Annotated in this window: 20 protein-coding genes; 4 read left to right on the plus strand and 16 right to left on the minus strand. The window is 69.9% G+C overall.

Features of this window, described 5'->3' with window-relative positions:
• Positions 1–9 precede the first annotated feature (9 nt).
• The 4 genes from JRI60_RS03665 to JRI60_RS03680 form a co-directional block, all read right to left on the minus strand.
• The gene (locus JRI60_RS03665; protein WP_204224484.1) at positions 10–546 is read right to left on the minus strand and encodes a VOC family protein; all 537 of its coding nucleotides are present in this window, start codon (positions 544–546) and stop codon (positions 10–12) included.
• 127 nt (positions 547–673) lie between these two features.
• Positions 674–1,348 carry a calcium-binding protein gene (locus JRI60_RS03670; protein WP_204224485.1) on the minus strand — a complete coding sequence of 225 codons (675 nt, stop codon included), beginning with the start codon at positions 1,346–1,348 and terminating at the stop codon, positions 674–676.
• Positions 1,349–1,489: 141 nt separating this feature from the next.
• Positions 1,490–2,227: a glutathione S-transferase C-terminal domain-containing protein gene (locus tag JRI60_RS03675; RefSeq protein WP_204224486.1), complete on the minus strand. Its 738-nt coding sequence runs from the start codon at positions 2,225–2,227 to the stop codon at positions 1,490–1,492.
• A complete protein-coding gene (locus tag JRI60_RS03680) occupies positions 2,224–3,483 on the minus strand; it encodes a saccharopine dehydrogenase family protein (protein ID WP_204224487.1) in 1,260 nt (419 codons plus the stop codon). Before JRI60_RS03680 ends, JRI60_RS03675 begins: the two co-directional genes overlap by 4 nt.
• A gap of 201 nt (positions 3,484–3,684) precedes the next feature.
• On the opposite strand from JRI60_RS03680, the gene JRI60_RS03685 reads away from it, so the two are divergent.
• A complete protein-coding gene (locus JRI60_RS03685) occupies positions 3,685–5,334 on the plus strand; it encodes a phosphatidylinositol-specific phospholipase C domain-containing protein (protein ID WP_239470327.1) in 1,650 nt (549 codons plus the stop codon).
• A 42-nt stretch (positions 5,335–5,376) separates the two neighbouring features.
• Here the strand turns inward: JRI60_RS03685 and JRI60_RS03690 are convergent, their stop codons facing one another.
• The 3 genes from JRI60_RS03690 to JRI60_RS03700 form a co-directional block, all read right to left on the minus strand.
• A complete protein-coding gene (locus JRI60_RS03690; protein WP_204224488.1) occupies positions 5,377–6,978 on the minus strand; it encodes a TIM44-like domain-containing protein in 1,602 nt (533 codons plus the stop codon).
• Between the two features lie 5 nt (positions 6,979–6,983).
• Positions 6,984–7,613: a hypothetical protein gene (locus JRI60_RS03695; RefSeq protein WP_204224489.1), complete on the minus strand. Its 630-nt coding sequence runs from the start codon at positions 7,611–7,613 to the stop codon at positions 6,984–6,986.
• A gap of 76 nt (positions 7,614–7,689) precedes the next feature.
• Complete coding sequence (locus tag JRI60_RS03700; RefSeq protein ID WP_204224490.1) at positions 7,690–8,901, minus strand: tetratricopeptide repeat protein; 1,212 nt, start codon at positions 8,899–8,901, stop codon at positions 7,690–7,692.
• An 88-nt stretch (positions 8,902–8,989) separates the two neighbouring features.
• On the opposite strand from JRI60_RS03700, the gene JRI60_RS03705 reads away from it, so the two are divergent.
• Positions 8,990–9,811 carry a GNAT family N-acetyltransferase gene (locus JRI60_RS03705; RefSeq protein WP_204224491.1) on the plus strand — a complete coding sequence of 274 codons (822 nt, stop codon included), beginning with the start codon at positions 8,990–8,992 and terminating at the stop codon, positions 9,809–9,811.
• 7 nt (positions 9,812–9,818) lie between these two features.
• Here the strand turns inward: JRI60_RS03705 and JRI60_RS03710 are convergent, their stop codons facing one another.
• The 9 genes from JRI60_RS03710 to JRI60_RS03750 all read right to left on the minus strand — a co-directional run bounded on the left by JRI60_RS03710 (position 9,819) and on the right by JRI60_RS03750 (position 20,588).
• Entirely contained in the window at positions 9,819–10,925 is a 1,107-nt protein-coding gene (locus JRI60_RS03710; protein WP_204224492.1) for a GNAT family N-acetyltransferase, read from the minus strand.
• A 100-nt stretch (positions 10,926–11,025) separates the two neighbouring features.
• Positions 11,026–11,571 carry a hypothetical protein gene (locus JRI60_RS03715; protein ID WP_204224493.1) on the minus strand — a complete coding sequence of 182 codons (546 nt, stop codon included), beginning with the start codon at positions 11,569–11,571 and terminating at the stop codon, positions 11,026–11,028.
• Complete coding sequence (locus JRI60_RS03720) at positions 11,568–11,723, minus strand: hypothetical protein (RefSeq protein WP_204224494.1); 156 nt, start codon at positions 11,721–11,723, stop codon at positions 11,568–11,570. The genes JRI60_RS03715 and JRI60_RS03720 overlap by 4 nt, the downstream gene beginning before the upstream one ends.
• Before the next feature lie 26 nt (positions 11,724–11,749).
• Complete coding sequence (locus JRI60_RS03725) at positions 11,750–12,265, minus strand: hypothetical protein (protein WP_204224495.1); 516 nt, start codon at positions 12,263–12,265, stop codon at positions 11,750–11,752.
• Positions 12,266–12,582: 317 nt separating this feature from the next.
• Positions 12,583–15,438: a type 2 lanthipeptide synthetase LanM family protein gene (locus JRI60_RS03730; RefSeq protein ID WP_204224496.1), complete on the minus strand. Its 2,856-nt coding sequence runs from the start codon at positions 15,436–15,438 to the stop codon at positions 12,583–12,585.
• A 116-nt stretch (positions 15,439–15,554) separates the two neighbouring features.
• Entirely contained in the window at positions 15,555–15,755 is a 201-nt protein-coding gene (locus tag JRI60_RS03735; protein ID WP_239470328.1) for a DUF6229 family protein, read from the minus strand.
• Between the two features lie 247 nt (positions 15,756–16,002).
• Positions 16,003–16,470 (minus strand): SRPBCC family protein, encoded by a 468-nt coding sequence (locus JRI60_RS03740; RefSeq protein ID WP_204224497.1) that lies wholly within the window; start codon positions 16,468–16,470, stop codon positions 16,003–16,005.
• 38 nt (positions 16,471–16,508) lie between these two features.
• Entirely contained in the window at positions 16,509–18,107 is a 1,599-nt protein-coding gene (locus JRI60_RS03745; protein ID WP_239470329.1) for a sensor histidine kinase, read from the minus strand.
• Positions 18,108–18,164: 57 nt separating this feature from the next.
• On the minus strand, positions 18,165–20,588 hold the full coding sequence (locus JRI60_RS03750; RefSeq protein WP_204224499.1) for an ATP-binding protein: 2,424 nt from the start codon (positions 20,586–20,588) through the stop codon (positions 18,165–18,167).
• Between the two features lie 197 nt (positions 20,589–20,785).
• Here JRI60_RS03750 and JRI60_RS03755 point away from each other — a divergent pair, with 197 nt between their 5' ends.
• Positions 20,786–21,580 carry an FKBP-type peptidyl-prolyl cis-trans isomerase gene (locus tag JRI60_RS03755; RefSeq protein WP_204224500.1) on the plus strand — a complete coding sequence of 265 codons (795 nt, stop codon included), beginning with the start codon at positions 20,786–20,788 and terminating at the stop codon, positions 21,578–21,580.
• 153 nt (positions 21,581–21,733) lie between these two features.
• A complete protein-coding gene (locus JRI60_RS03760) occupies positions 21,734–22,582 on the plus strand; it encodes a dienelactone hydrolase family protein (RefSeq protein ID WP_239470330.1) in 849 nt (282 codons plus the stop codon).
• Positions 22,583–22,593 lie beyond the last annotated feature (11 nt).

Consider the following 22,593-nt stretch of genomic DNA (forward strand, 5'->3'; position numbering starts at 1 on the left):
TGGAGACGCTCAGCGGCGGCGCTTCGGGGTCTCGCCGCGCTTCGCCACCTTCGCGCTGACCTTCTTCGCGGCACTCTTGGCCTTGGCCGCCACCTTCTTCGCGGCACCCTTGGCCTTGGCCGCCACCTTCTTCGCGGCGTTCTTCGTCTTGGCCGCTGCCTTCTTCGCGGCCTTGCGCGGAGCCGGCGCGGTGCGCTTCTGGTACTTCGGCTCGTAGAGCTGGACGCGCACGCCACCCGGCATCGTGAAGTACGTCACGAAGCCGTAGCCGTGATCCTGGACGTCCTGATCGAAGGTGACGCCACGCGACTTCAGGTCCGACACCGTGCCCTGGATGTCGTCGCAGTAGAACGACACGTCGTGCGTGCCGGACGGCGGGCGTCCGGACTCGTCGACCGGATGGACGCCGAGGTCCGCCTCCGGCAGGTCGAAGATGAGCCAACCCTCACCGACGTCCGTGTGAGGCAGCCGAAGCTTGTCGCGCAGGAACGCGCGCATCCCATCGGGATCGGACGTGTAGAACAACCCATGCAGGCCGCGGATCATGAACCCCTCCTCGCGCGAGATGCGCTGGGCGTCTCCGCTAGCATGCGACCTCGAGTGGCTTCAAGCGGCCGGCGAGCCCGAGCCACGGAGTGCCTCGGGTCCCGCCATGCTCCACCGGGGGTGGGGCTCACTCGTCATTTTCACCATCGAACGGTCCGGCCTGACGGGTCTGCACGCCTTCGCAGTCCACCAACTGGTCGAAGTTGTCGGCCGTGACGCTGTCCACACCGGGTCCGCAGTTCACCTGGTCCCTGTTTCCGTCCTGGCTGAGGATGTTGTCGTTGCCAGGACCCCCGTTGAGCGTATCGATGCCGTTGCCGCCATTGAGGGAATCATTGCCGTTGCCGCCGTCGAGGGTGTCGTTGCCGCCGCCACCCTTGAGGTTGTCAGCAGCATCGCCCCCGATGAGCGTATCGTCCGCGGCCTTCCCGATGACCGTCAGGGGGATGGAGAGCGGGCCGAGCGGCCGCAGGTTGTCATCCAGGTTCCTGAGGTTGGCGTTGATGGCGCTCAGGGAGACGTTGCTCGAGCTGGCGCACTGCGCGGTGAACCGGCCAACGGACCTGCACCCCGGGCCCACCGCCGTGAGGGGAACGGCGTCACTGATTTGATAGAGCCTGCCCGGGGTGAGCTCCTGGATGGTGACCTGGTTGAACTCGCCCGGGTTGGCCTGGAAGTCGATCATCTGCTGCCCCCTGGGGCCGGGTTGCAGCTGGACCGTGGCGGCCCGTGCGGCGGCTGGCAATGCCAGCCCTCCGAACACCAGTGCCACCTTCCATGGGGTTGCGCCTCGCCGTTTCATGTCTGCCTCGGATGTTCTTGGAAGGCGCCATGCCTTCACCAGGCATTACGGACGGCACTGCCGCGTGGATGCGGGCGGTCCGCTCGGAGCATCTGGCTCGAAGGATGCTCCGCCGGTCGCCGCTCACCCGGCCTCGTTCACTCAGGGCCGACGGTGCTTCGCGTAGAGGTCGTCCCGCCACGCGAGCAGCTCCGGGAACCGCGTGGCGAGGTCCGCGTGGCTCCAGAGCTCTCGCGTGCCCGGGCCCAGCGGCAGGTAGGCATCGTCCACCGGGCGCACGAACTGGAGCATCACCGCCGCGGTGATGTCCGCGTAGGTGAAGCGGTCTCGCAGATAGGCACGGCCGCCGAGGGCGGCGCGCAGCTGCTCGAACGCGGGGATGACGGTCGCGGAGATGGCGGCGTCCACGTCGGCCGGAGCGTGGTGCTTGCGGGCGAGGAAGCGCGCGGCCATCGTGGCGGACGGGGCGAACAGGCCGCGAGCCCACGCGGGCAGGAACGAGGGCAGACTCTCCGCCTGGGCCCGCCGGTTGCGAGGCAGCCGTGCCACCACGTACGCACGGGCCACGCCGAGCACCCGCTCACTCACGTCCTCCCAGCGCGCGATGGTCTCGGAGGCGTCAGCCGGGAAGAGCGGTTCTCCCCGCCCCATTTCCTCCGCGCGCCGGGCGATGGCGAACGAGCCCGTGAGGGGGCCCGCCTCATCGAGCAACAGCGGAACGGAAGGGCGCACCCCGGGTTGCGTGTGCCTGCGCAACCACGGCTCACCGAGGAGCGGAATGTGCTCGCGGTATCGGTAGGAGACGCGATGGTGGTCCAGGGCCCAGCGGGCCTTCTCCGTCCAGCCCGAATAGCTGAGTCCAACGAATGTGCGCGTCATGACCGGGGCGCCTGCTCCTGGACCTCGAACGTCATGCCCGCCCGCCGCAGGCGCTCGACGAGCTTCATGCCCATGCTCGAGGCGGGGGTGAGGACACCGCCCTTGGCGGGAACCTCATCGAACGCGAGGCAGAGGGCGGACTCGGCGAGCATCCGCGCCGTCGCCGCGTAGCCGGGGTCTCCCTTGGCGGCGACCTTTCCCTCCAGCCGCACGGGACGCCCGCTCTTCGCGGACGTGCCCTCGCCGAGGAGCCGCACCTCGAAGAAGCCCCGCTCGCGCTCCTCGGCCGAGGGGCCCTCGCCGGGAGCGGGCAGCACCCTCTGCTCGAGCTGGCGCCGCAGCGCGGGCACGCTCATGGCGGCCATGAAGGAGCCTAGCCCCGCCGTCAGTCCCGCGGCGGCGAGCATCCCCTTCGCACCGGGCGGGAAGCTGGACACCTCGGAGTAGAGGAAGTCCTGGCCCCAGGGGTAGCCGAGCAGGGCGTTGGAGCGCCGCACCACGCGCGTGTTGACGGCGGCCATCACGAAGGGCGCCGTCCACCGCCCGAGCTCCGGGCTGTAGCGCACGCTCAGCTGGTCACGCTCCTCGGGGCGGCCCCACCGCGGCTCGGGGTCGAGCGCGTGGGGATTGCCGAGCACCCGGCGGATGGCGGGGTCCGCCGCGGCCTCGGTGAAGGACTGGAGCATGCTCGCCACGGTGCCCCCGCTGAAGCCGCCGCGCATCTTCGTCGTGTGGAAGCGGATGCGCTCGCAGTGCCCGCCGTGCTGCTCGCGCATGTACTCCTGAACCATGAGCACGCCCAGGTCCGAGGGGATGGAGTCGAAGCCGCAGGTGTGCACGATGCGCGCGCCCGTCTCGCGGGCCCGCTCGTGGTGGGCGTCGATCGTCCGGCGCATCCACTGCACCTCGCCCGTCAGGTCGCAGTAGTCCGTGCCCGCGCGGACGCACGCGGCCACCAGCTCGTTGCCGTATTTCGCGTAGGGGCCCACCGTGGAGATGACCACGCGGGTGCGTGCCACCAGCGCGTCCAGCGAGGCCGCGTCCTTCGCATCCCCGAGCAGGACGGGGAGCTCGGCGCAGGCGGGACCGAGCGTGGCGCGGATCTGCTCGAGCCGGGCGCGGTCCCGGCCGGCGAGCGCCCAGCGCGCGCGGTGGGTGTCCTGGGTCCGGGCGAGGTACTCGGCGACGAGGCGGCCGGTGAAACCGGTGGCGCCCCACAGGATGATGTCGAACTCGGCCTTCGAGGCTTTGGGCATATGGGCGGAAGGGCTAGCAGGAGCGCGCTTTCTTCGCCATGCACATGTCATCGAATTCAGAAAAGGCGTGATTATCGGCTATTGCTGAATTCATGGGAGGGCTTCGTGATAATTCGCGGGCGGTCATCCACCTCGTTCAGTGAGGGATTCATCGTGCCATCCAGTCGCTCATTCCTTGTTCATCCCGCCGTCCTGAGCCTCTTGCTCACCCTGCTCATGCCGGTGCGCTTCGCCGCCGCGCATGGCCGGTACTTCAACGACGCCAGCTCCGTGGGAGTGAATCATCCCAACTGGATGCGCTGGATTCCGGATGGCACGAGTCTCGCGGCGCTCTCGCTTCCAGGCACCCATGACACCATGGCCAATGAGACGGAGTGGTACGTGACCGTCTTCGAGCGGGCCTGGGTCCTGACCCAGAGCATGGAGCTGCGCCCCCAGTTGGACGCGGGCATCCGCGTCCTGGACATCCGCGCCCGCCACATCGGGGATCGCTTCACCATCCATCACGACAGCTATCACCTGATGGCGAACTTCGATGGTGTGTTGGGGACGGCGATCCAGTTCTTGAGGGACAACCCGACCGAGACCGTGCTGATGCGCGTGAAGAAGGAGTACAACGAGGAGAGCACCACCCGCTCCTTCGCCTCCACCTTCGAGTGGTACCGCGATCAGCCCGCCTATTCACCGTACATCTGGCGAGGCACCACCATCCCCAAGCTGGGCGATGTCCGGGGGAAGATCGTCATCATCGATGACTTCGCCGGGGGCACCTATGGAATCAGCTGGGGCAGCCTCGCGCTACAGGACGCCTGGACGGAGACCAACACCACCACGAAGTGGAACCTGGTGCGCGACCACCTCGAGGCCACCGACGCGGGCGACCCGAACAAGCTGTACGTCAACTTCCTGAGTGCCTCCGGCGCGGGAGGCACCCCTCGGGCCATCGCGGGCGCCGTCAATCAAGAGGCCCTCCACTACCTCATGGGAGGTAACGTCCAGCGTACGGGCGTGCTGATGATGGACTTCCCGGGGGCGGGATTGATCGACGCCATCATCGCCCACGACTTCCGTCTGGCCACCAGCGGGTTCTCCGTGGGGAGCGACTTCGCGAGCGCCTTCAACAACGTCGCCTACGGCTTCCACAGCGAGGGAGATGATGAGGCGCGGGACCGGGTCATCGAGGCCAGGAGCTTCCTGTCCCATGTGCTGCCCGGGGTGAACTGGCACGTGCTGGTGTCGGGCACGTCTGGCTCGGACAACTGGGGCTACACGGTCCAGCATCACGGGCTGTACCAGAAGTCGGACTGGGTCGACGGCTACTGCCACGTGGCGTTCGGCACGGTGTCGAGCGACAGCACGGTCAGCGACAGCTTGCTGGCGAGCTATGTCGATGGAGCCATTGGCGGCTTGAGCGGCAACGCGGAGCAGCGGGCGGCCCAGCTGGGCTCGCTGGTGCGGGCGCGCTTTCCCTTCCAGGTCTGGAGTGTCCTGGTCAAGCGGGCCCCGGGAGGCTTCGACAACTGGGCCTACAGCGTGGGGGGGACGCAGTACCAGCGCTGGTCCGGAGACTACGCCTACGCGGTGTGGGGCTATGCACCCCAGGCGGGCGTCTACCTGTACGAGCACGCGGGCTATCAGGGAGACATCCGTCACCTGACGGGGTCGGTCGGCTCGCTCGACACCTTCAACGACCGGACCTCCTCCATCCGCATCGTCGGGAACTACCGCGCCAACATCTGGGAGCACAACGACTTGACCGGAGCGGGGCTGTACGTGCCGCAGACCCGGGATGATCTCGTCAGCCAGGGGTGGAACGATCGGATCTCCTCGGTCGAGGTCTGGCGCTACTGAGCACGCGCGCCACTGCTCGACCGAGGAGGCCTTCCACGGAGCTCAGCCCTGGTAGGACTCGTCCTGCTCGATGCGGCTGAGCACCCAGTCGAAGTCGCCGGACGTCACCCGGGCCGAGCAGTGCGTGCAGTTGCCCGCCATGTTGATGGACAGCGGTGCGCCGCACGAGGGGCACCGCTTGTCCGCGCTCGGCCTGCCCTTGGCCGACGTGCCGCGAATGAGCGTCCAGTATTCGCTGTACTGGCGCTCGCGCGACCGGCTGCCGGACACCTGCTTCCCGTCCGAGTCCCGCACCGTGTAGTCCAGGCTCGTGGCGAACATGCGCACCGTGATGGAGTGGTAGTACTTGTCACTCACCACCCGGGCCAGCTCCACGCAGGTGATGCGCGCGTTCTCGGTGATGTTGCGCAGCCCCGCCTGCTTGTAGGCGTCCATCCAGTAGAGCTGCGACTGGAAGAGGCTGTCGCTCACGTAGGGACGGGCCCGCTCCCACTGGCGGTTGGACCAGGCCACCTGCATCTCCTGGAAGATGAGCCCGAGGCGCTGGTTGAGTGCGTCCCAGGTCATGTTCGGGTCCTGCGTCAGCAGCCGCCGCATGCGCTCGTCCACCTGGGACTGCTTCACGGTGGGCAGGTGCGTGCCCTCCTCGGGCGTGTCACCGCCGAGCTGCGGTCCGCGCGCCTCTCGCTCCAGCGGTTGCACGCTCTCCACCACCCAGTCGAACTCGCCCGTGTCCACCTTCTGCTCGCAGTACGAGCACGTGCTGCCCCTCATGCCGTCCAGCGGCGCGCCGCAGTTGGGGCACTTGAACACCCGCGCCTGGTCCGGCGAGCGCGACTTCACCGCCGTTCCACGCGACAGCGTCCAGTCCTCCGCCACGTAGTAGCTCTGCTCCGAGCCGCGCGAGCTCTGCTCGGTGTAGTTGGCCTCGAAGCGGATGCTCACGGTCACCCGCGTGCTGTTCGGCCACAGGGAGGAGGTGCTCAGGTACTGCATGGAGCCCACCACCACCGCCTGCACCCGCGCCGGCTGGCCGAGGTTCCGCAGGGCCTCGCGCGCCTGGGGCGACAGGTACGCGGCCAGCGTGTCCAGCCGTCCTCCGCCACGCGCCTCGTGGGCCTTGGCATAGAGCGCGTAGAGGAAGTCCTCGAAGGGCACCAGCGAGAAGTCCGGGTCGAACGGCACCGGCTTTCCATTCGCTCCGGGCGGGCCCACCGTGCGCAGCCGCGTCAGCCTCTCCCTCGCCGCTCCCGCGCGCTCCGCGTTACCTCCGGGCGGGGGCTGCTGGGGCACCGTCGTGCTCCAGTCACCCCCCTTCTTCTGCATCTGTTGCACGACGACGACCGCCCCGATGATGACCATCACCATCATCAGGGTGCAGCAGAAGCCTCCGCCGCTCGAGCTGGAGGAACCGTCGCTGTACGAGTAGCTGCTCCCGGAGTAGCTGGAGCCGCTGGAGTAGCTGCGCGACGAGCTGCTGGAGTAGCTCCGGGAGGAGCTGGAGCTGCTGGACGAGCCTCGGGAGGAGCTCGAGCCGCGGTAGGTGTTGCCACCGCCCGGCCGCGCCAGGCTCTCCGGCACCACGAGCACCAGCGCGAGCAGCAGGGGGGCGGCGAAGGCCAGCCAATGAAGGGAGCGTCTCATGGGTCTCACGCGGCGTGGGGAGCGTCGGGAAGCTCGTTGACGTCATCGGCGGAGCGCGGCAGCACCCGCTCCAACGGGGAGGCCAGCAGTCGCATCGCCTCGAAGAAGGGCTCGGGGGACTCGGAGGCGGCCACGGCGGCCGACAGCTTCGCCAGCGCCTCCTCCCACTCCTTGCCCAGCGCGGCGGTGTCCACTCCGATGTCGGGCACCACCTCCACGCGCCGCTCGAAGGTGGAGACGAACACGAGGATGCCCGTGCGCCCCGTGGTGCGGGAGATGCCGAGCTCCACGAAGGCCGCCCGCGCCGCCCTCCGCACGTTCTCCTCCAGCAGCTTGCGCGACGTGAGCCACCGGCGCACGCCGGGCAGGGCCGCGCTCACGGTCGCTCCCACCACGAAGGACAGCGCCACGTCGATGGGGAAGAACTCGAGCGGGAACTCCTGCGGCAGGTACAGCATGGCCACCAGCGTCACCAGCGCCAGCACGAAGCCCACGAGGTAGTCCGTGTGCCGGTAATGGCCAGAGGTGCGGTGCACGGACACCACCACCTCGGCGGCGGTCCGGGCCTCGATGGCCTTCACCTCGTCCGCGGCCTTCGCCTTGGCGGCGTCATCGAAGAATGCGCGAGCCCACATGGGTCATCTCCTGGGGCGCGCAGCCTAGCCGACCGGTCCCCGGGCCGCACCCCACCCCGGGTCTCCGCGCCACCCGTCACTGTTTTGGCTTCGAGGAGGACTGGGGCTTCAGCTCGCCCCGCAGGATGGAGACGAGCAGCTCCCGCGTCTCGTCATAGGAGGGCTCGCTCTGGAAGAAACCGAAGGTCTCGTGCACGTTGCCCGGGTAGTAGCCGTCCAGGTGGAACACGCGCGGCGCCGAGGGGTCCTTCTCCTTCACGAACGCGTTGGCGAAGGCGTAGGAGCCCAGCGACACGACGAACGCGGGCTGCTCCTTGTCCGGCTCGTACACCTGGAACTCGTAGCGCTTGGCCCAGTCCCCCTCCAGCTCGAAGTTCTCCACTACCAGTACGTTGCGGCCCGACTCCTGGAACTGGTCGCGGATGAAGTAGTCCTTGTCCACCTTGCCCGCCTGGTGCAGCAGCAGCACCGCCTCGCGCTCGGTGTCCCGCTGCTTCTTGTTCCCGAGCGCCTGGTGCATCTGCACCAGCTTGGCGCGCGTCTTCCAGTCCTGTGGCTCCAGGTCCGCCGCCTTCTGGAAGCACTCCAGCGCCAGGGCGGGCTCGCCGCGCAGCTGCCGCAACTGCCCGGCGTTGTAGTGCGCCAGGGCGAAGCCCGGCTCTGCCTCGCGTGCCTTCTCGTAGGCGTCCAGCGCTTCCTGGGGTCTTCCCTGATCCATGTGCAGCAGGCCGAGAAGGAAGAGCGCCTGCGCGTTGCGCGGCTCCAGCACGAGCGTCTGGTTGATGGCCGCCCGGGCCTCGGCCGGCCGATCGAGCTGCAGGTACAGCGTGCCCAGCAGATGCCAGTACCGGCCTCGCTTTGGCTCCAGCTCGGTGGCACGGATGGCGTCGGTGAGCGCGGCCTCGGCCTGGTCCCCGCCGCCGAGCAGGAAGGCCTTGATGTAGTGGGGCTCCGCGAGGTCCGGTGCCAGCGCGAGGGCTCGATCGGCCCCCTCGCGTCCCCAGTCTCCCCGGTGGAGGAGGAAGGTCACCCGCGCCAGCAGCGCGTGGAGCCGGGCATCCTGGGGGTTCTTTCCGACGCGGGACTCCAGCTCGCGCGAGAGCTTCTCCAGGTCCGCGAGCGAGGCCTCGCGCTCCGGTCCCCGAAGACCCAGGGCGGCCCGGTCCAGGCGCGCCTCGTCGGTGTCCGCCGGGGCGCTGGCCGGCGCCGTGGAGGCGTGGCGGGTGGCGCAGCCGGCGCCGAGCAGGAGTCCCGAGCTCAGGACACCCAGGAGTCGGAGTGTTTTCATCCACGAAGCATGGAGTGGACGACGTATACCTCGCAAGCGCGCTCGACCGGCTGGCTGCTCCCGCTCAGACTCGGGCCTGGAGGCTCGCATGACAGCCGTTTCCTTTTCCCACCTGGATCCCCGCGTGTTGGCGCTGCGCATCGAGAACGCCCAGGCGGAGCAGGTCGATCGGACTCCGTTTCCCTCGCGGCAGGGCGTGCCCTCGCTCCGGGTCGCGGGGGGGCGGGCCATCTACCTCGGGCCGCGCTCGCCCTACTCGGTGGCCATCGGTGTGGGGCTCGAGGGGTTGGTGGGAACGGAGGACCTCGAGCGCATCGAGTCCCACCTGGGCGCGGGCGGAGGCACCGTCCGCATCGAGCTGAATCCGTTCTGCGAGCCCTCGTTCTCGGTGAAGCTGGCCGCGCGCGGCTACCGCGTGGAGCGTTTCCTCCAGGTCTGGTGGCGGTCGCCGTCGCCCGTGCCACCGCCCGTTCCGGGTGTCGAGGTCCGGCCCGTGCGCCCGGGCGAGGAGCGGCTCTGGTCCGAGCTCTTCTTCCTCTGCTTCGTGGGGCGGCCTACTTCGTCCGAGGTGGAGCTGGCAGGGGGTCTGGGCATCGCCCGCACCGAGGGAAACACCTGCTTCCTGGCGCTCCAGGAGGGCGAGCCCCGCGGCGTGGGCGTGGTCTCGGCGACGGGCGGGGTGGCCTTGCTGTCGGCGGATGGTGTGGTGCCAGCGTTCCGGGGGCGGAGGCTCCAGCTCGCGCTCATCCACGCGCGGATGGCCTGGGCGGCGGAGCGGGGCTGCGACGTGGTGACCGCCTCGACGGAGCCCCAGACGGCCTCGCAGCGCAACTACGAGCGCGCGGGCTTCCGCTGCGCGTACCCGAAGCTCGTCATGATGCGGCAGCTCTCTCCGTGGGGCTGGGGCTGAGCGGGCTTCAGGCCAGCGCCATCTCGAAGCCGGTGCGCCCCGCGGGGAAGTGCTCGCGCGCCAGGCCCGCCGGTGTCACCGCGTAGAGGTGGAAGTCCAGCCTGCGCTGGAAGAAGCCCTTCAGCGCTGGCTCGTGCGGGTCGTCGTGGTCCATGTACAGCGAGAAGAAGTGGTACCCCTTGCCGTGGTGGTCCGCGTACACGTGCTCCACCAGGGCGCGCAGGATGTCCGGGTCCTCCCCCGTGATGCTGGTGTTGCACAGGTAGAAGTAGCGGAAGTCGTGTCCGGGCTCCGGCAGCCGCGGCGCGCGCAGCACCGTGGCCATCGCGTCGTAGCCCCACTTCACCCAGCGCATCGAGCCCCGGTACGCCAGCACCCGGTAGCGCTTCACCGCTTCCGGATCCCATACCGAGGTGCACCCCACCAGCCTCCCGCCTCCATCGAAGGCCAGGTAGCTGCCCTCCACGCTCAGGCCCGGCCAGCGCTCGAGACGGTGTTGCAGCTCTCCCTGGTCATAGCGGTAGCCAAAGGGCCTCGCGCGGTGGTCCGCGTCCAACAGTGCGCTCATGGCCGGCACGTCCCCGGGTGTGGCGCGCCGTACCTGGAAGCGGCTACGCCCCGGCTGGCGGCGGCGGGTGAAGTGCACGGACACGGCGGAGAAGCGGCGCAGCCGCGTGTAGTGCGGCTGGTTCACCCGGTTCGCCTTGCGCTTCACCAGCGCCTGCAGAGCCGCCGCGTTGCTGGCCATCACCGACGTGAGGAAGGCTTCCACGCCCAGCCGCTTCGCTGTTTCCTCCAGCACCGGTCCGTAGAAGCGTGCCAGGCCCCGGCTGCGTCTCGCGGAGAAGCGCGTGCGCAGGTCCCCCAGGTACCCCACCCGGCAGGGCCGGCCCTCCAGCCAGCCGTCTCTGACGAGGATGGTCCCCATCCCATCCAGCCCGTCCTCCACCTCGTGCACCCAGAGCTCCGTGTCTCCTCGTTGGATGTCGTAGAGGCTGAAGAAGTCCGGTGAGCGCTGGGTCGTCAGTACGAGCTCTCCCTGCATCGGCACCGAGCCGAAGAGATCGAGCAGGCGGGTGTTGTCTTCACGGGTCGCGCGGCGCAGACGGCTCATGGGGTGCCCCTAGATTACGCGAGCGGGGCTGGGAACGGTGGCAACCCGGGGGGCGGATACCCTCACCCCGTCCCTCTCCCAGAGGGAGAGGGGTTGTTTGTTACTTCAGCAGGCCCTCCAGGGTGGCGGCTCGTTTTGCGTCGTGCACCACGCTCTGGATGCGGCCCGAGTCTGGGAAGAGCTTCTCCGCCTGCTCGCTCAGCCGCAGCGCCTTCCCCAGTGACTCCTTCGTCCTCTCGTGCACCCAGGCTCGCAGCAGCCCCGCCCACGCGTCCTCCAGCGTCTCCAACGCCTTCGCCGCACCCTCCTCGTACAAAGGCATGGCCTTCTCGGGAGCGTTGCGGAGGGTGTCCAGGAAGTACCCCAACTCCACTACCGCCGGCGCGCTCCGCTCCGAGCCCACCACTGCCTGCTCCAGCAACCGCTGCGCCTCCGTGAAGGTCTCCTCCGCGTCTCGGCCCGGCTCGTCCGCGACCTGCAACTGCCTCGCGAGCTCCAGCAGGTTGGGCGTGAACGCGGGGTGCTCCGATGCCAGTTCGCGGTGCAGCCGCAGCCGCTCCTCGTCTCCCGGTGCGCCCGCCCGCCTCGCATCCCGGAGCCGCTCCGCCAACTCCTCCACGCTCGGGTGTGAGGCCCTCTTCGTCATCGCACCTTCTCCATCAACCGGTCCTGCTGCTCGATGAGCTTCTCGGCCAGCTTCAGCTGGGCTTGCGTCGCCAGCGTGAAGTCCTTGTGCTCCAACATCTGTTTGATTTGGAAGAGGGTGTGGTCGCGCAGCTGCGACGGGAAGTCCCGCATGTAGCCATCCACCCTCTGCCGTCGCTTTAGAAAGCGTAGCCCAGGGACAGGGAGAACACGGGGAAGTGCACGTACTGCTCGAAGGTCCTGTCCAGGTAGCCCTCGGCGAAGCGGGAGAAGGCGGTGACGAGCAGCGGTTGGCTCGGCTCGAACTGGGGCTCCACCCGGCTGTTGGAGTCGAGCGTGAAGGCCGCGCCCAGTGCCGTGCGCATCGTCCAGCCCGAGCCCAGTCCCCACCGCCAGCCCAACTCCACGTCCAACATGTGCAACACGGAGCGCACGCGGTACTCGCGGTTGAGCACGGACTCGCCCGCCGGAGGTTCCACGCCCGTCAGCGCCACCAGCACATCCTCCGGGTTCGTCTCGCCACCGAGCGCCACCAGCCCGTAGCCACCCTCCACGTAGAAGCCCGCGCTCGGGAAGGGGCGCCAGCCCACGTGCGTCCTCCACACCAGCGAGCTCTGCAGCGCCTCCTCGATGAGTGTCGCGCGGTCCCGCTCATAGGCGCCCAGCCCCACCGCCACGTCGTTCACCGCTCGCACGTATGTTGCTGGCAGGTAGCCCAGGGATGTCGACAGGCGCAGCCGCCATGGGGACTCCACGCCTACCCGTCCGCCCACCGACAGCGGGAAGTCCGTGTTGGCCTCCACCGTGATGTCCCAGCCGTGGCCCCGCTTCTCCTCGGCTCCCGCTTCCGCTCCCGCCAACAGCCCCGCGACTAGCAGCAGCGCGCCGACTCCACCCCGTGCCTTCATCGTCCTCCCCCGTGCGCGCGGTGCCCCGCTCGGGGGCAGGGTGGTCACGCGGGGCACGGGACGCCATGGGCCCCGAGGCGCCGAGAGGGGGCTCGGCGGGCTGGCTACCGCTCGCGCGCGGCGCGCACCTGCCGGAGCGATTGCCCGTACCTGCCGAGCAGCAGCGGCGTGGTCAGGGACTGCTCGGGGTGCATCCGCAGCAGCAGGTGGATGACACCCCCGAGTCCCGGCATCAACCCCGGAGAGAAGGCCTCCCGGGCCTGTCCTCCCACCGGCCCCCGCTCCTCCAGACCGGACAGCAGCTGCGTGTCCATCCACTCCCGGTCGGGTCCGCTGTCGTCCGGGTCGAGGCTCCGCGCGGTTTCCAGCAACTCCCACAACCCCAGGTCCCCGTGGCAGAGCGTGTGGCTCCAGCCGAAGCCCTCGCGCAGCCCCGCGGCGCGCGCCCGCCGGGCCACGTCCAGGTACCGCGCCTCGCCGGTGCGCGCATGGAGGTCGAACGCCGCCAGCCCGATGCCCATGCTGCCGTGGCACCACGCGTTGACGTACTCGACGGCGCTGCCACGCCGCACGTCCACCCAGACGCCCCTGTCGGCACGGTACAGCGACTCCTCGAAGGCGAAGGCCTGGTCGGCCAGCTCGCGCCACCGCTGGCGCTCCGCCTCCGTCCCGGCCGCGCTGAGCCCCAGCCGCGCCAGGGCCCAGCCGATCCCCGTCGCGCCGTGGGCGAAGCCTCCAATCGCCTCGGGGAACATCGAGGTGGCCCACCGGGCTCCCACCCCGTCGCGCATCGCGCCACCCTCCAACTTCCGGCCCGCCCTCGCGGCCAGCTCCAGCCACCGCGTCTCCCCGGTCTGCTCGGACAGGTTGAGCATCGGCACGATGACACCGGCCGCTCCTCCGAGCACCTCCAGCAGCCGGTCCTCCTCCTCCAGCCGCTTCTCGAGCACCTCGGCGCGGAGACGGGCGCGCTCCAACATCCACGGCTCGCCCATCAGGTCGTGCAGCGAGCTCCAGGTCCACACCTGCGACGCCACGCCCAGGAAGGCGCCGATGTGCGGGGTGGGGGCCTTGTCCTCGGTCGCCCGGAGCACCTCCAGCGTTCCCCTCACCGCCTCCGCCAGGCCCGCCACCTCATCGACCCGGCCCTGTCGCATCTCGTGCAGGTACTCGGCGAGCGCGAACGCCACTCCTCCCTGTCCGCTATACACGTCGGCCGTCAGCGGGCGGATGACCCAGCCCAGATCCGTGAGCACCGGACTGATCCACGTGAGGGTGCCATCCGCGCCCCGGATGGACGCCTCGAGCATCCGCCGCACCATGGCGGCGGCCAGCGTCCTGCGGCGGGCGTCCAACCGCTCCCCGCGTGGCTGCTTGAGGGCCTCCTGCGTGCGGGGCGGCAGCACGCGGTCGTTGAGATAGGCGCTGACGAGCGCCCCCTGGATGGTCATCTCCTCCAGGGCGAGGTCCGCCGAGCGCCAGCCGGCGACGCTCTTCTCGAGGAGCGCGTCATCCACCCGGACGGTGAAGACGGGCACATCGCCCGCGAGCAGATCGTCGATCTCCCGGTCGATGACGGTGGGGTCGGTCGGTGCGCCCGGCAACACCTCTGCGTTGCGCAGCAGCACGTCCTGGGCGCGCAGGCGTGCCTTGGGGGCGTCATGCAGCGACGCGGGATGCCACAGCATCCGGCCGATCTCCATGTACGCCTGGGTCGGCCGGAGGATGCGCCGCACCTCGCAGCCGGAGAAGTGCCGCAGCAGCCCGGTGATGTCCCCCCCGGCGTCCAGCTCCCGGAAGCGCGCGGTGAGCTCCCTGAAGCCGAGGACGATCTGCTCCCAATACTGGTAGAGAACCGGCTTGGGGCTGGGATGGTTCTTCGTGGGAGGCAGCTCCAGCTCGGTCATTCCCAGCCGCGCCGAGTCCGTGCCGCCCCCGATGATGGTGGGCGTGGGAATCTTCGGCTGCTGTCCCGGCAGCGCGCCCGCCGCCGAGATGTCCACGCCGCCCAGTGCGAGCCCCTTGGCGCGCAGCGGCAGCAGGCCCGTGCGCAGCACGGTGGTGCGGATGGTCTCCGCGGCGATGTCCACCGCCTGGCCCAGGCCGGAGGGGCTCGCCGGTGTGTCCTGATCGAACAGGCTCTCCACGTCCACCACCACGGGCACCGGCCCCTGCGCGACGAGGTTCTCCGAGTGCAGGTCGGTGCCACCCACCAGCCGCATCACCGCCAGCCAGTGGCCGAGGTTCTGGTAGAAGCGGATGAACTCGGCCTCGCCCTCGCAGTAGCGGTGCTCGACGAACTCCGCCCAGCCGTAGCCCTCGCGCGCGAGCACCTTGGGCACGCGGATGCGCTCCTGGGGCGGACGGTCCGCCAGCACGCGCTCCAGGAACGCCTCCAGGGCGAGGTCCACCTGGACGTCCCTCGGCTTGTACATCACCGAGCCCCGCTCGAAATCCAGCCGTGCCACGGTGTGGCCGCCACGGTGCGAATCCCCGGCGCCCAGGGAGATGGCGCGCAGCTCGCCCCCGGGCTGGCCCGGCAGTGTGCCCAGCAGCTCCCGGTCCGCGATGAAGCGCTCCACCAGCATGAGCACCGCGTCCATCTGGAGCTGGCAGAAGGTGGCGAGCCGCTCGTGCAGCGTGGGGTAGCGGCGGCGCAGGTGCTCGCTGAAGTCCTCCGTGCAGGCCAGGGCGATGAACTGCTCCCAGCGCTGGGTCTCCTCCGTGGCGTCGAGCTTCCCCGTCAGGGAGGCGGCGTGCAGCTCCAACAGGAACACCCGGTTGAGCCTCACCTGGGCGCCATTGCGCAGGCGCGTCCGGGCGGCCTCGAGCAGCAGGGCGTGCTCGGCTTCACCCAGGCCTTTCAACTGGCCGAATCGCTCGGTGAGCTTCCCCAGGAACGGTTGAATCAGCGCGACGACCGGGCGCACGAGCCATCCCGACTCGGGACTCTCAGCCATTGTGTTCCTCGTGACTTGTCCGAAGGGGCTTCGCGTCGCGCGGAGAGCACCCCACGGCACGCTCGGCGGAGCGCCGGGTGCCGCGGGGCTCTCGACGACGTCACTTCAACCGCGGCTCAACAGCAGTAGCTGCCGGCCGAGCCGCTGCACGAGCTGCACCGGGTGACCAGCGCGTCAGATGCGTCCGTCAGCGCGTTCTCGGTGGCCGCACCGCCCACGTACAGCGGGCCCGCGGGGTTGAGCATCCCGAGCGACGTCTCGGAACCCGACAGCCAACCCGACAGAATCTCCTCGACACGGGCATCAGTCATCTTCATGGGGGACTCTCCAATCCAGAGTGAGAAGCACGTCATGCGTCAGGAATTGCCCTCGTGGGCGCGACCGTTCCCAGCGCGATGTGAATTGAAACACACCGCCGGTTCAATCCGCAAATCGCGTGCTCCCCGACAGGGTGCGTCACGGCCTTCAGGCGGCTTCGGGGCTGTAGGCGGGAATGACGCGGACCGCGACGAGGAGCCGGTGGAGGCCCTCACCCCGGCCCTCTCCCAGAGGGAGAGGGGGTTGTCACGGAGGGGTCTCCACGTAGGATTTGAGACCTCCGCTTCCGAGCAGCGCTCGCCAGCCTTCTCTCAGCCTCGGTACCGTGTGCTCGTCCACCCGGCCGAAAATCGCGTCCTCCACCCGCACCACCGTCCGCTCTCCCTCGTCCTTCAATGTCAGGCGCGCCGTCGTCGTGGCCGGGCCTCCGAATGCCGGTGTCAGGTGCCCCGCCAGCTCCAACACCCCCGGCGGCTCCACCACCAGCACCGTGTACCAGAGCGCTCCCGCCTCGTTGCCCCAGTCCTCGTACACCCGCCCTCCCGGGCGCGCTTCGATGATGAAGCCCTTCGGCTCACGGCCTACGTAGAACTCCCGGGGCCACCACCGGCCCGTCTCCTCCACCAGCGCCCTCCACACCCGCTCCCTCGGCGCTCCCACCGTCACCTCCACCTCCGTCCTCGCCACGCCCACTCCGATCCCCGTCTGCGTCATTCCGTGCTCCTCTCGAATCGCTCGCGCGCGCCCCGCGCCTACTGCAGCGGCGGCCTGCACGGCAGCTCGACGGTGAAGGTGGCGCCTCGTCCCGGCTCGCTCTCCACGTGGATGCGGCCTCCCAGCGCCTCCACCACCTCCCGGGAGATGTAGAGCCCCAGTCCCAGGCCGCCGTAGTGTCGATCCGACACGCCCCGCTCGAAGCGGCCGAAGACACGCGCGCGCACGCCCTCGTCCATGCCGATGCCCTCGTCGCGCACCGTCAGCCGCGCCCACCCGTCCCGCTCCACCACGCGCAGGTGCACCGCCCGGCCCGCCCCGAACTTGAGCGCGTTGGACAGCAGGTTCGTCACCACCTGCTCCAGTCTCAGTACGTCCCAGCGGCCCAGGATCCGGCCCGCGGCCTCCACCACCAACGGGCAGTCCACGCGCGCCGCCTGCGTCTCGAAGTCGGTGGCCACGTCACGCACCAGCGCCGCCAGGTCCACGTCCTCCTCGAGGCGCAGCGTGAGCCGTCCGCTGGAGATGCGCGTGGCGTCCAACAGGCTGTCCGTCAGGGAGGTCAGCCGCCGCACCTGCCCGCGCGCCGCCTCCACGTGCCTGTGCAGGGGCTCCGCGTCCGGGCACTTCTCCTCCAACGCCTGTTGCAGCAGTTGCAGCCGCAGCGCCAGCGGCGTGAGGGGCGTCCTCAGCTCGTGGCTGGCCACGGACAGGAACTCCTCGCGCAGGCGCACGGCCTCGCGCAGCTCCGTCACCAGCCGCTCGCGCTCCATCTCCGCCGCCTTGCGGTCCGAGATGTCCGCGGCGAAGCCCTCGATGAAGCGCAGGGCCCCATCCGGATGGTAGATGCCCACCGAGCGGTCCCAGACCCACTTCACGCCGCCTTCCCGCGTCTGGATGCGGTACATCACCGTCAGCTGCCGCCCGGCCGCGAAGGCTTCCTCCGCCGCCTGCTCCACCCGGCCCACGTCCTCCGGGTGCAGCAGGTCCGTCCAACGGCGGGCGCCCGAGACGAACTCGGCGGCGGTATACCCGGTGAGCCCCAGGCACCCCTCGCTCACGAGCGCGAACGTCCGGTCCGGATGGCAGCGGAAGGCCATGCCGGGCAGGTTGTCCATCAGCGTCGACAGGGTGCGCTGGCTCTCGCGCAGCGCTTCCTCGGCCCGCCGTCGCGATGCCTCGAGCATCTCCCGCTCCCGCTCGTGCAGCTCGGCCTGCTGGCGCCGCAGCGACTCGCGCTCGCGGTGCAGGTCCACGAAGACGCGCACCTTGGCGCGCAGCGTCTCCGGCTCCACCGGCTTGCGCAGCCAGTCCACCGCTCCCGTCGAATACCCGTGCGCGACGGAGACCTCCTCGCGCGAGGCGCCCGTGAGGAAGATGAGCGGCACGTGCCTCCGCTCCGGCGCGTGCTTCCTCAGCAGCCGCGCCGTCTCGAGCCCATCCAGGCCCGGCATCTTCACGTCCATGAGCACCAGCGCGAAGTCCGCGTCCTCGAGCAGGTCGAGCGCCTCCTCGCCGGAGCGGGCCTTCACGATGTGCAGCTCGAAGGGTCTCAGATGGCGCTCCAGCGCGATGAGATCCGAGGGCTGGTCATCCACCAGCAGCACGCTGGTGCGTGGCGCATGCGCTGCTTGCACGACTCCTCCGACCCCTGGTGTTGGAGTACCGCCGCGCATGCTACCCCGGCTCGCGGCTCAATGCAGGCCCGTCTCCGCGGGCGCATGCGGTAGCGCATGTGTACCGGGCCCCGCCAGGGGCAGCGCGATGTGGAAGGTGGTGCCCTTGCCGGGCGTGCTCTCCGCGTCCACCGCTCCCCCCAGCGCCTCCACCAACTGGCGCACGATGTAGAGCCCCAGTCCAAACCCACCGTACTTTCGCACCGGCACTGCGCGCTCGAACTTCTCGAAGATGCGCGCCAGGTCGGCCGGAGAGATGCCGATGCCATGGTCCGTCACCTCCAGCAGCGCCAGGCTCCCACTGGAGCGCACGTGAAGCTCCACCGGCGCTCCCGCCCCGTACTTCAACGCGTTGGACACCAGGTTCGTCACCACCTGCTCCAGCCGCGTGCGGTCCCACCGTCCCACCACCGCGTCCTCTCCCTTCAGCTCCAGGTGCGTCCCCGTCCGCTGCGCCTCCTCCTGGAAGCGCTCCAACACCTCGCGCACCAGCCGCACCAGGTCCACCTCGCCCAGCTCCAGCCGCAGCTGCCCCTCCGCCACCCGCGACACGTCCAGGAGGTCGTCCATCATCCGCGCCAGCTTCTGCAGGTGCCGCTGGGCCTTCTCCAGCCGCCCCACCTGCTCGGTGTCCTCCGGCCGTTGTCCCTGGCGCGCCCGCTTCAACAGCGCGTGCAGTTGCAGGTTCAGCGAGGTGAGGGGTGTCTTCAGCTCGTGCGATGCGACGCTCAGGAAGTCGTCGCGCACCTTCACCGCGCGCTCCGCCACCGAGCGCGCCTCCTCCGCCTCCGCGAGCAGCTGGGCCCGCCAGCGCGCCTCGCGCTCCCGCTGGGTGACGTCCACCGCCAGCCCCAGGGTGCCCGCCAGCCGTCCGTCCGAGTCCCTCAGCGGCGTCCAGTGCGTCTCGTACACCAGCCCGGTGCTCAGCAACTCCACCGAGAAGAAGTCGTCCCCGGCGAGCGCCCGCCGCACGTGGGTCAGCACGGCCGGCTCGGAGCGGTAGACCTCGAACACGGACATGCCCACCACCTGCCCGGGCTTCAATCCCAGCACCCCGAGCCCCTGTCCCTCGGAGAGGGTGAAGACGCCGTCGCGGTCCAGCGCGAAGAGCACCACGGGGGCGTGGGAGATGAGGGACTGGAGCCGGCTCTCCACCTCACGGAGTGGGCCGCTCTCCGCCGGCTTCCAGTCCGACAGGTCCACCACGAACGTCGCCACGCGTCCCTCGTCCAGGCTCGCCGAGCCCAGCAGCACCCGCACGCCATCGCCGTCCTTGCGCAGCAACTCCCCCTCCATGGAGTGGAAGACCCCCTCGGAGCGCAGCCGCCGCAGGGCCCCCTCCAGGGTGATGCGCTGGCGCGGCGGCGTCAGCGTGGCCCACGTGAGGCGCTCCTCGCCCAGGTCCCTGCGCGAGTAGCCCAGCATCCGCAGCAGGGTGGCGTTGGCGTCCAGCAGCCGGCCGTGGTTGTTGCTGACGAACAGCCCCAGCAGGTCCGAGTCCCAGATGCGCCGCGGGGCGCTGCCGCGGACCAGCTCCGCCTCGCTCAGGCGCAGCCGGTCGAGGAACTGTCCAAACCGTTGGCCGATCGTGGTCGCGATGACCTCGTCCTCCCGCGGGTTCTGCCGGGGCTCGCGGCTGAACAGCTCCAGCACGCCGTACACCCGGCCACCGCCCACCACCGGGATGAAGAGTCCTCCGCGCAGGTTTCTCCGGGCCGCCACGTCCGCGCGGAAGAAGCCCGCCTCCTGGGTCACGTCCCGCACACACACCGGCTCCCGGAGGGACCACACCCGGCCCGGCAGCCCCTCGGGAGGGGTGAAGGTACGCCGCAGGGTGACGCTCGCGAAGTCGCCCAGCTCGCAGGACGACGTCCAAAAGGTGAGGGGCACCAGCACCTGCTCCTCGGGCTCCAGCTGCCAGTACGTGCCCACCACCCACTCCTCCGTTTCCCCGCAGGCCCGCAGGAGGGCGTGGGCCGCCTCCTCCTCGTCCGACGCCAGCGCGAGCACCTGGGTGAGCGCGGCATCCAGCACGTTCAGCCGCCTGCACAGCTCCAGTTGCCGCTCCAGCTCCACCTGGGCGTCCAGCTCGTGGATGGAGACGACGAGCAGGCCCTCGGCCTCGCCCCCCGGCCACGGGGAGAGTCGCGCCGCCACCTCCCGGACGCCGCCATCGTGCCGCAGGGCACGCACCCGCAGGGGCTGGCGGGGTGGGGGCGGCGTGGCTCTCCGACCCCAGGGAGGGACGCTCGGGCCTTCCCGGGGCAGCCCTGGCAGGCCGCTTGGAATCACCGTGGAGAGCGGGCGGCCGAGCAGCTCCAGGCGGGACCAGCCCAGCAGCTCCCTCACCCCGGCGTTGGAGTGGAGGATGAGGGCCGAGCGATCCACCACCAGTAGTGGGTCCCCCAAGGAGTCCAGCACACTCCGCACGTCCATCTCCATGCTCGGGTGCCTCCTGGGTCGTCGACCCGCCGGGAATCCCCCTACCGGCGGTGGACGGGTGGGGCCCCGTGGTTCCCGGCGCTCCGGAAAAAGATAAGGACACCCCGCTGCCGCGCCGGGCCGCCCGGTTCTTTTGTATAAGGACGCCCGCGCGGGCAGCGCTCGCTGCCCTGGTCATCGAAAGGCAGGACAGACACATGCGGAAGATTCTGGTGATGGCGGTGATGCTCGCCGTGGCGGGCTGTCAGCAGCAGGGCGGTACCAAGGAGGGGACCGGAGCCAACCCCCAGACGGACGAGCAGAAGACCTTCTACGCGCTCGGACTCTCCCTGGGCCGGCAGATCCAGGTGTTCGACATGTCGCCCGAGGAGCTGGAGTACGTGAAGGCGGGCCTCACGGCGTCGGTGCAGGGCAAGGAGCCCGTCGTGGACATCCAGACGTTCGGGCCGAAGCTGCCCGAGCTGGCTCGCACGCGCGCCACGTCCCGCGCGGAGAAGGAGAAGGTGAAGTCCAAGGCCTTCCTGGAGGAGCAGGCCAAGGCGCAGGGCGCGACGAAGACCGAGTCGGGCCTCATCTTCACGTCGCTGACCGAGGGCACCGGCGCACAGCCCGGCCCCACCGACGTGGTGAAGGTGAACTACAAGGGCACGCTGCCGGATGGCAAGGAGTTCGACAGCTCCTACAAGCGCAATGAGCCGGCCCAGTTCCCGCTCAACGGCGTCATCAAGTGCTGGACCGAGGGTCTGCAGAAGATGAAGGCCGGCGGCAAGGCCAAGCTGGTGTGCCCCTCCGACCTCGCCTACGGCGACCGCGGCACCCCGGGCATCCCGGGTGGCTCCGCGCTCGTCTTCGAGGTGGAGCTGCTCGAGGTGCAGAAGAACGAGCCGCCCCCGATGCCCGCCGGCACTCCGGGCGCTCCGGGCACTCCCGGCCAGCAGCAGGGTGGCCAGCAGCAGCAGGGCGGTCAGCAGCAGGGCCAGCCCAAGAAGTAGTCCCGCGGGTCAGGTCGTCCTTCACGGGCCATCCGGTTCCACCCCTCGCCGGGGCGGAGCGCCGGGTGGCCCGTCGTCTTTCCTCCACCTGGCGGAGAAGCCCCTGGAATGGGCGCGGGGGTCGCGCTACGCGAGGGCTCACAGGAGGAATCCATGAGTCTGCGGAAGATGTGGGCAGTCGCGGTGGTGGTGCTCGCCCTGGGCGGCTGTGCGACGAAGCAGGGCGCGGAGAAGGGCACGTCGGAGGAGCGGCGCGAGGAGCTGGGCGGGCTGACGGAGAAGCAGTTCCAGGAGCTGCACCAGCTGAAGACGGAGGCGGCGCCGCCTCGCAAGGGGCAGATGATTCAAGTGGCGGGCGAGCGGGCCTACCTGAGCCTGCCGGAGAACGCCCGGGTGCCGGTGCCGAGCGTGCTCGTCATCCACGAGTTCTGGGGGCTCAACGAGCACATCATGCACTGGGCGGACCGGCTGGCGGCCCAGGGCTACGCGGCCCTGGCGGTGGACCTGTACGGTGGCAAGGTGCTCACCACGCGCGAGGAGGCGATGGCCGCGATGAAGCAGGTGGACCCGAAGCGCGCGCGGGAGGTCCTCCAGGCGGCCCACCAGTTCCTGATGACCGACAGCCGGCTGCAGTCCAACCGCACGGGCGTCATCGGCTGGTGCTTCGGCGGGGCGTGGTCGCTCCAGGCGGGCATGAGCATCCCGGAGCTGAGCGCGGTCGTCATGTACTACGGGCGCCCGGTGACGAACGTGGACGAGCTCAAGTCCATCAAGGCGCCGCTGCTGGGCGTCTTCGGCACCCAGGACGCCTCCATCCCCAACGACGTGGTGGAGGAGTTCGACGAGGCACTGTCGGACGCCGGCGTGCCCCACCGCATCCTCAAATACGACGCGCCCCACGCCTTCGCCAACCCCTCCTCTCCGGACCGGTACAACGCGGAGGCCGCGGCCGCCGCCTGGGAGCAGGTGAAGGGCTTCCTCGCCGAGCACCTGAAGCAGTGAGCTCGCGCGTG

This window comes from Archangium violaceum, assembly GCF_016887565.1.
Lineage (GTDB): Bacteria > Myxococcota > Myxococcia > Myxococcales > Myxococcaceae > Archangium > Archangium violaceum_B.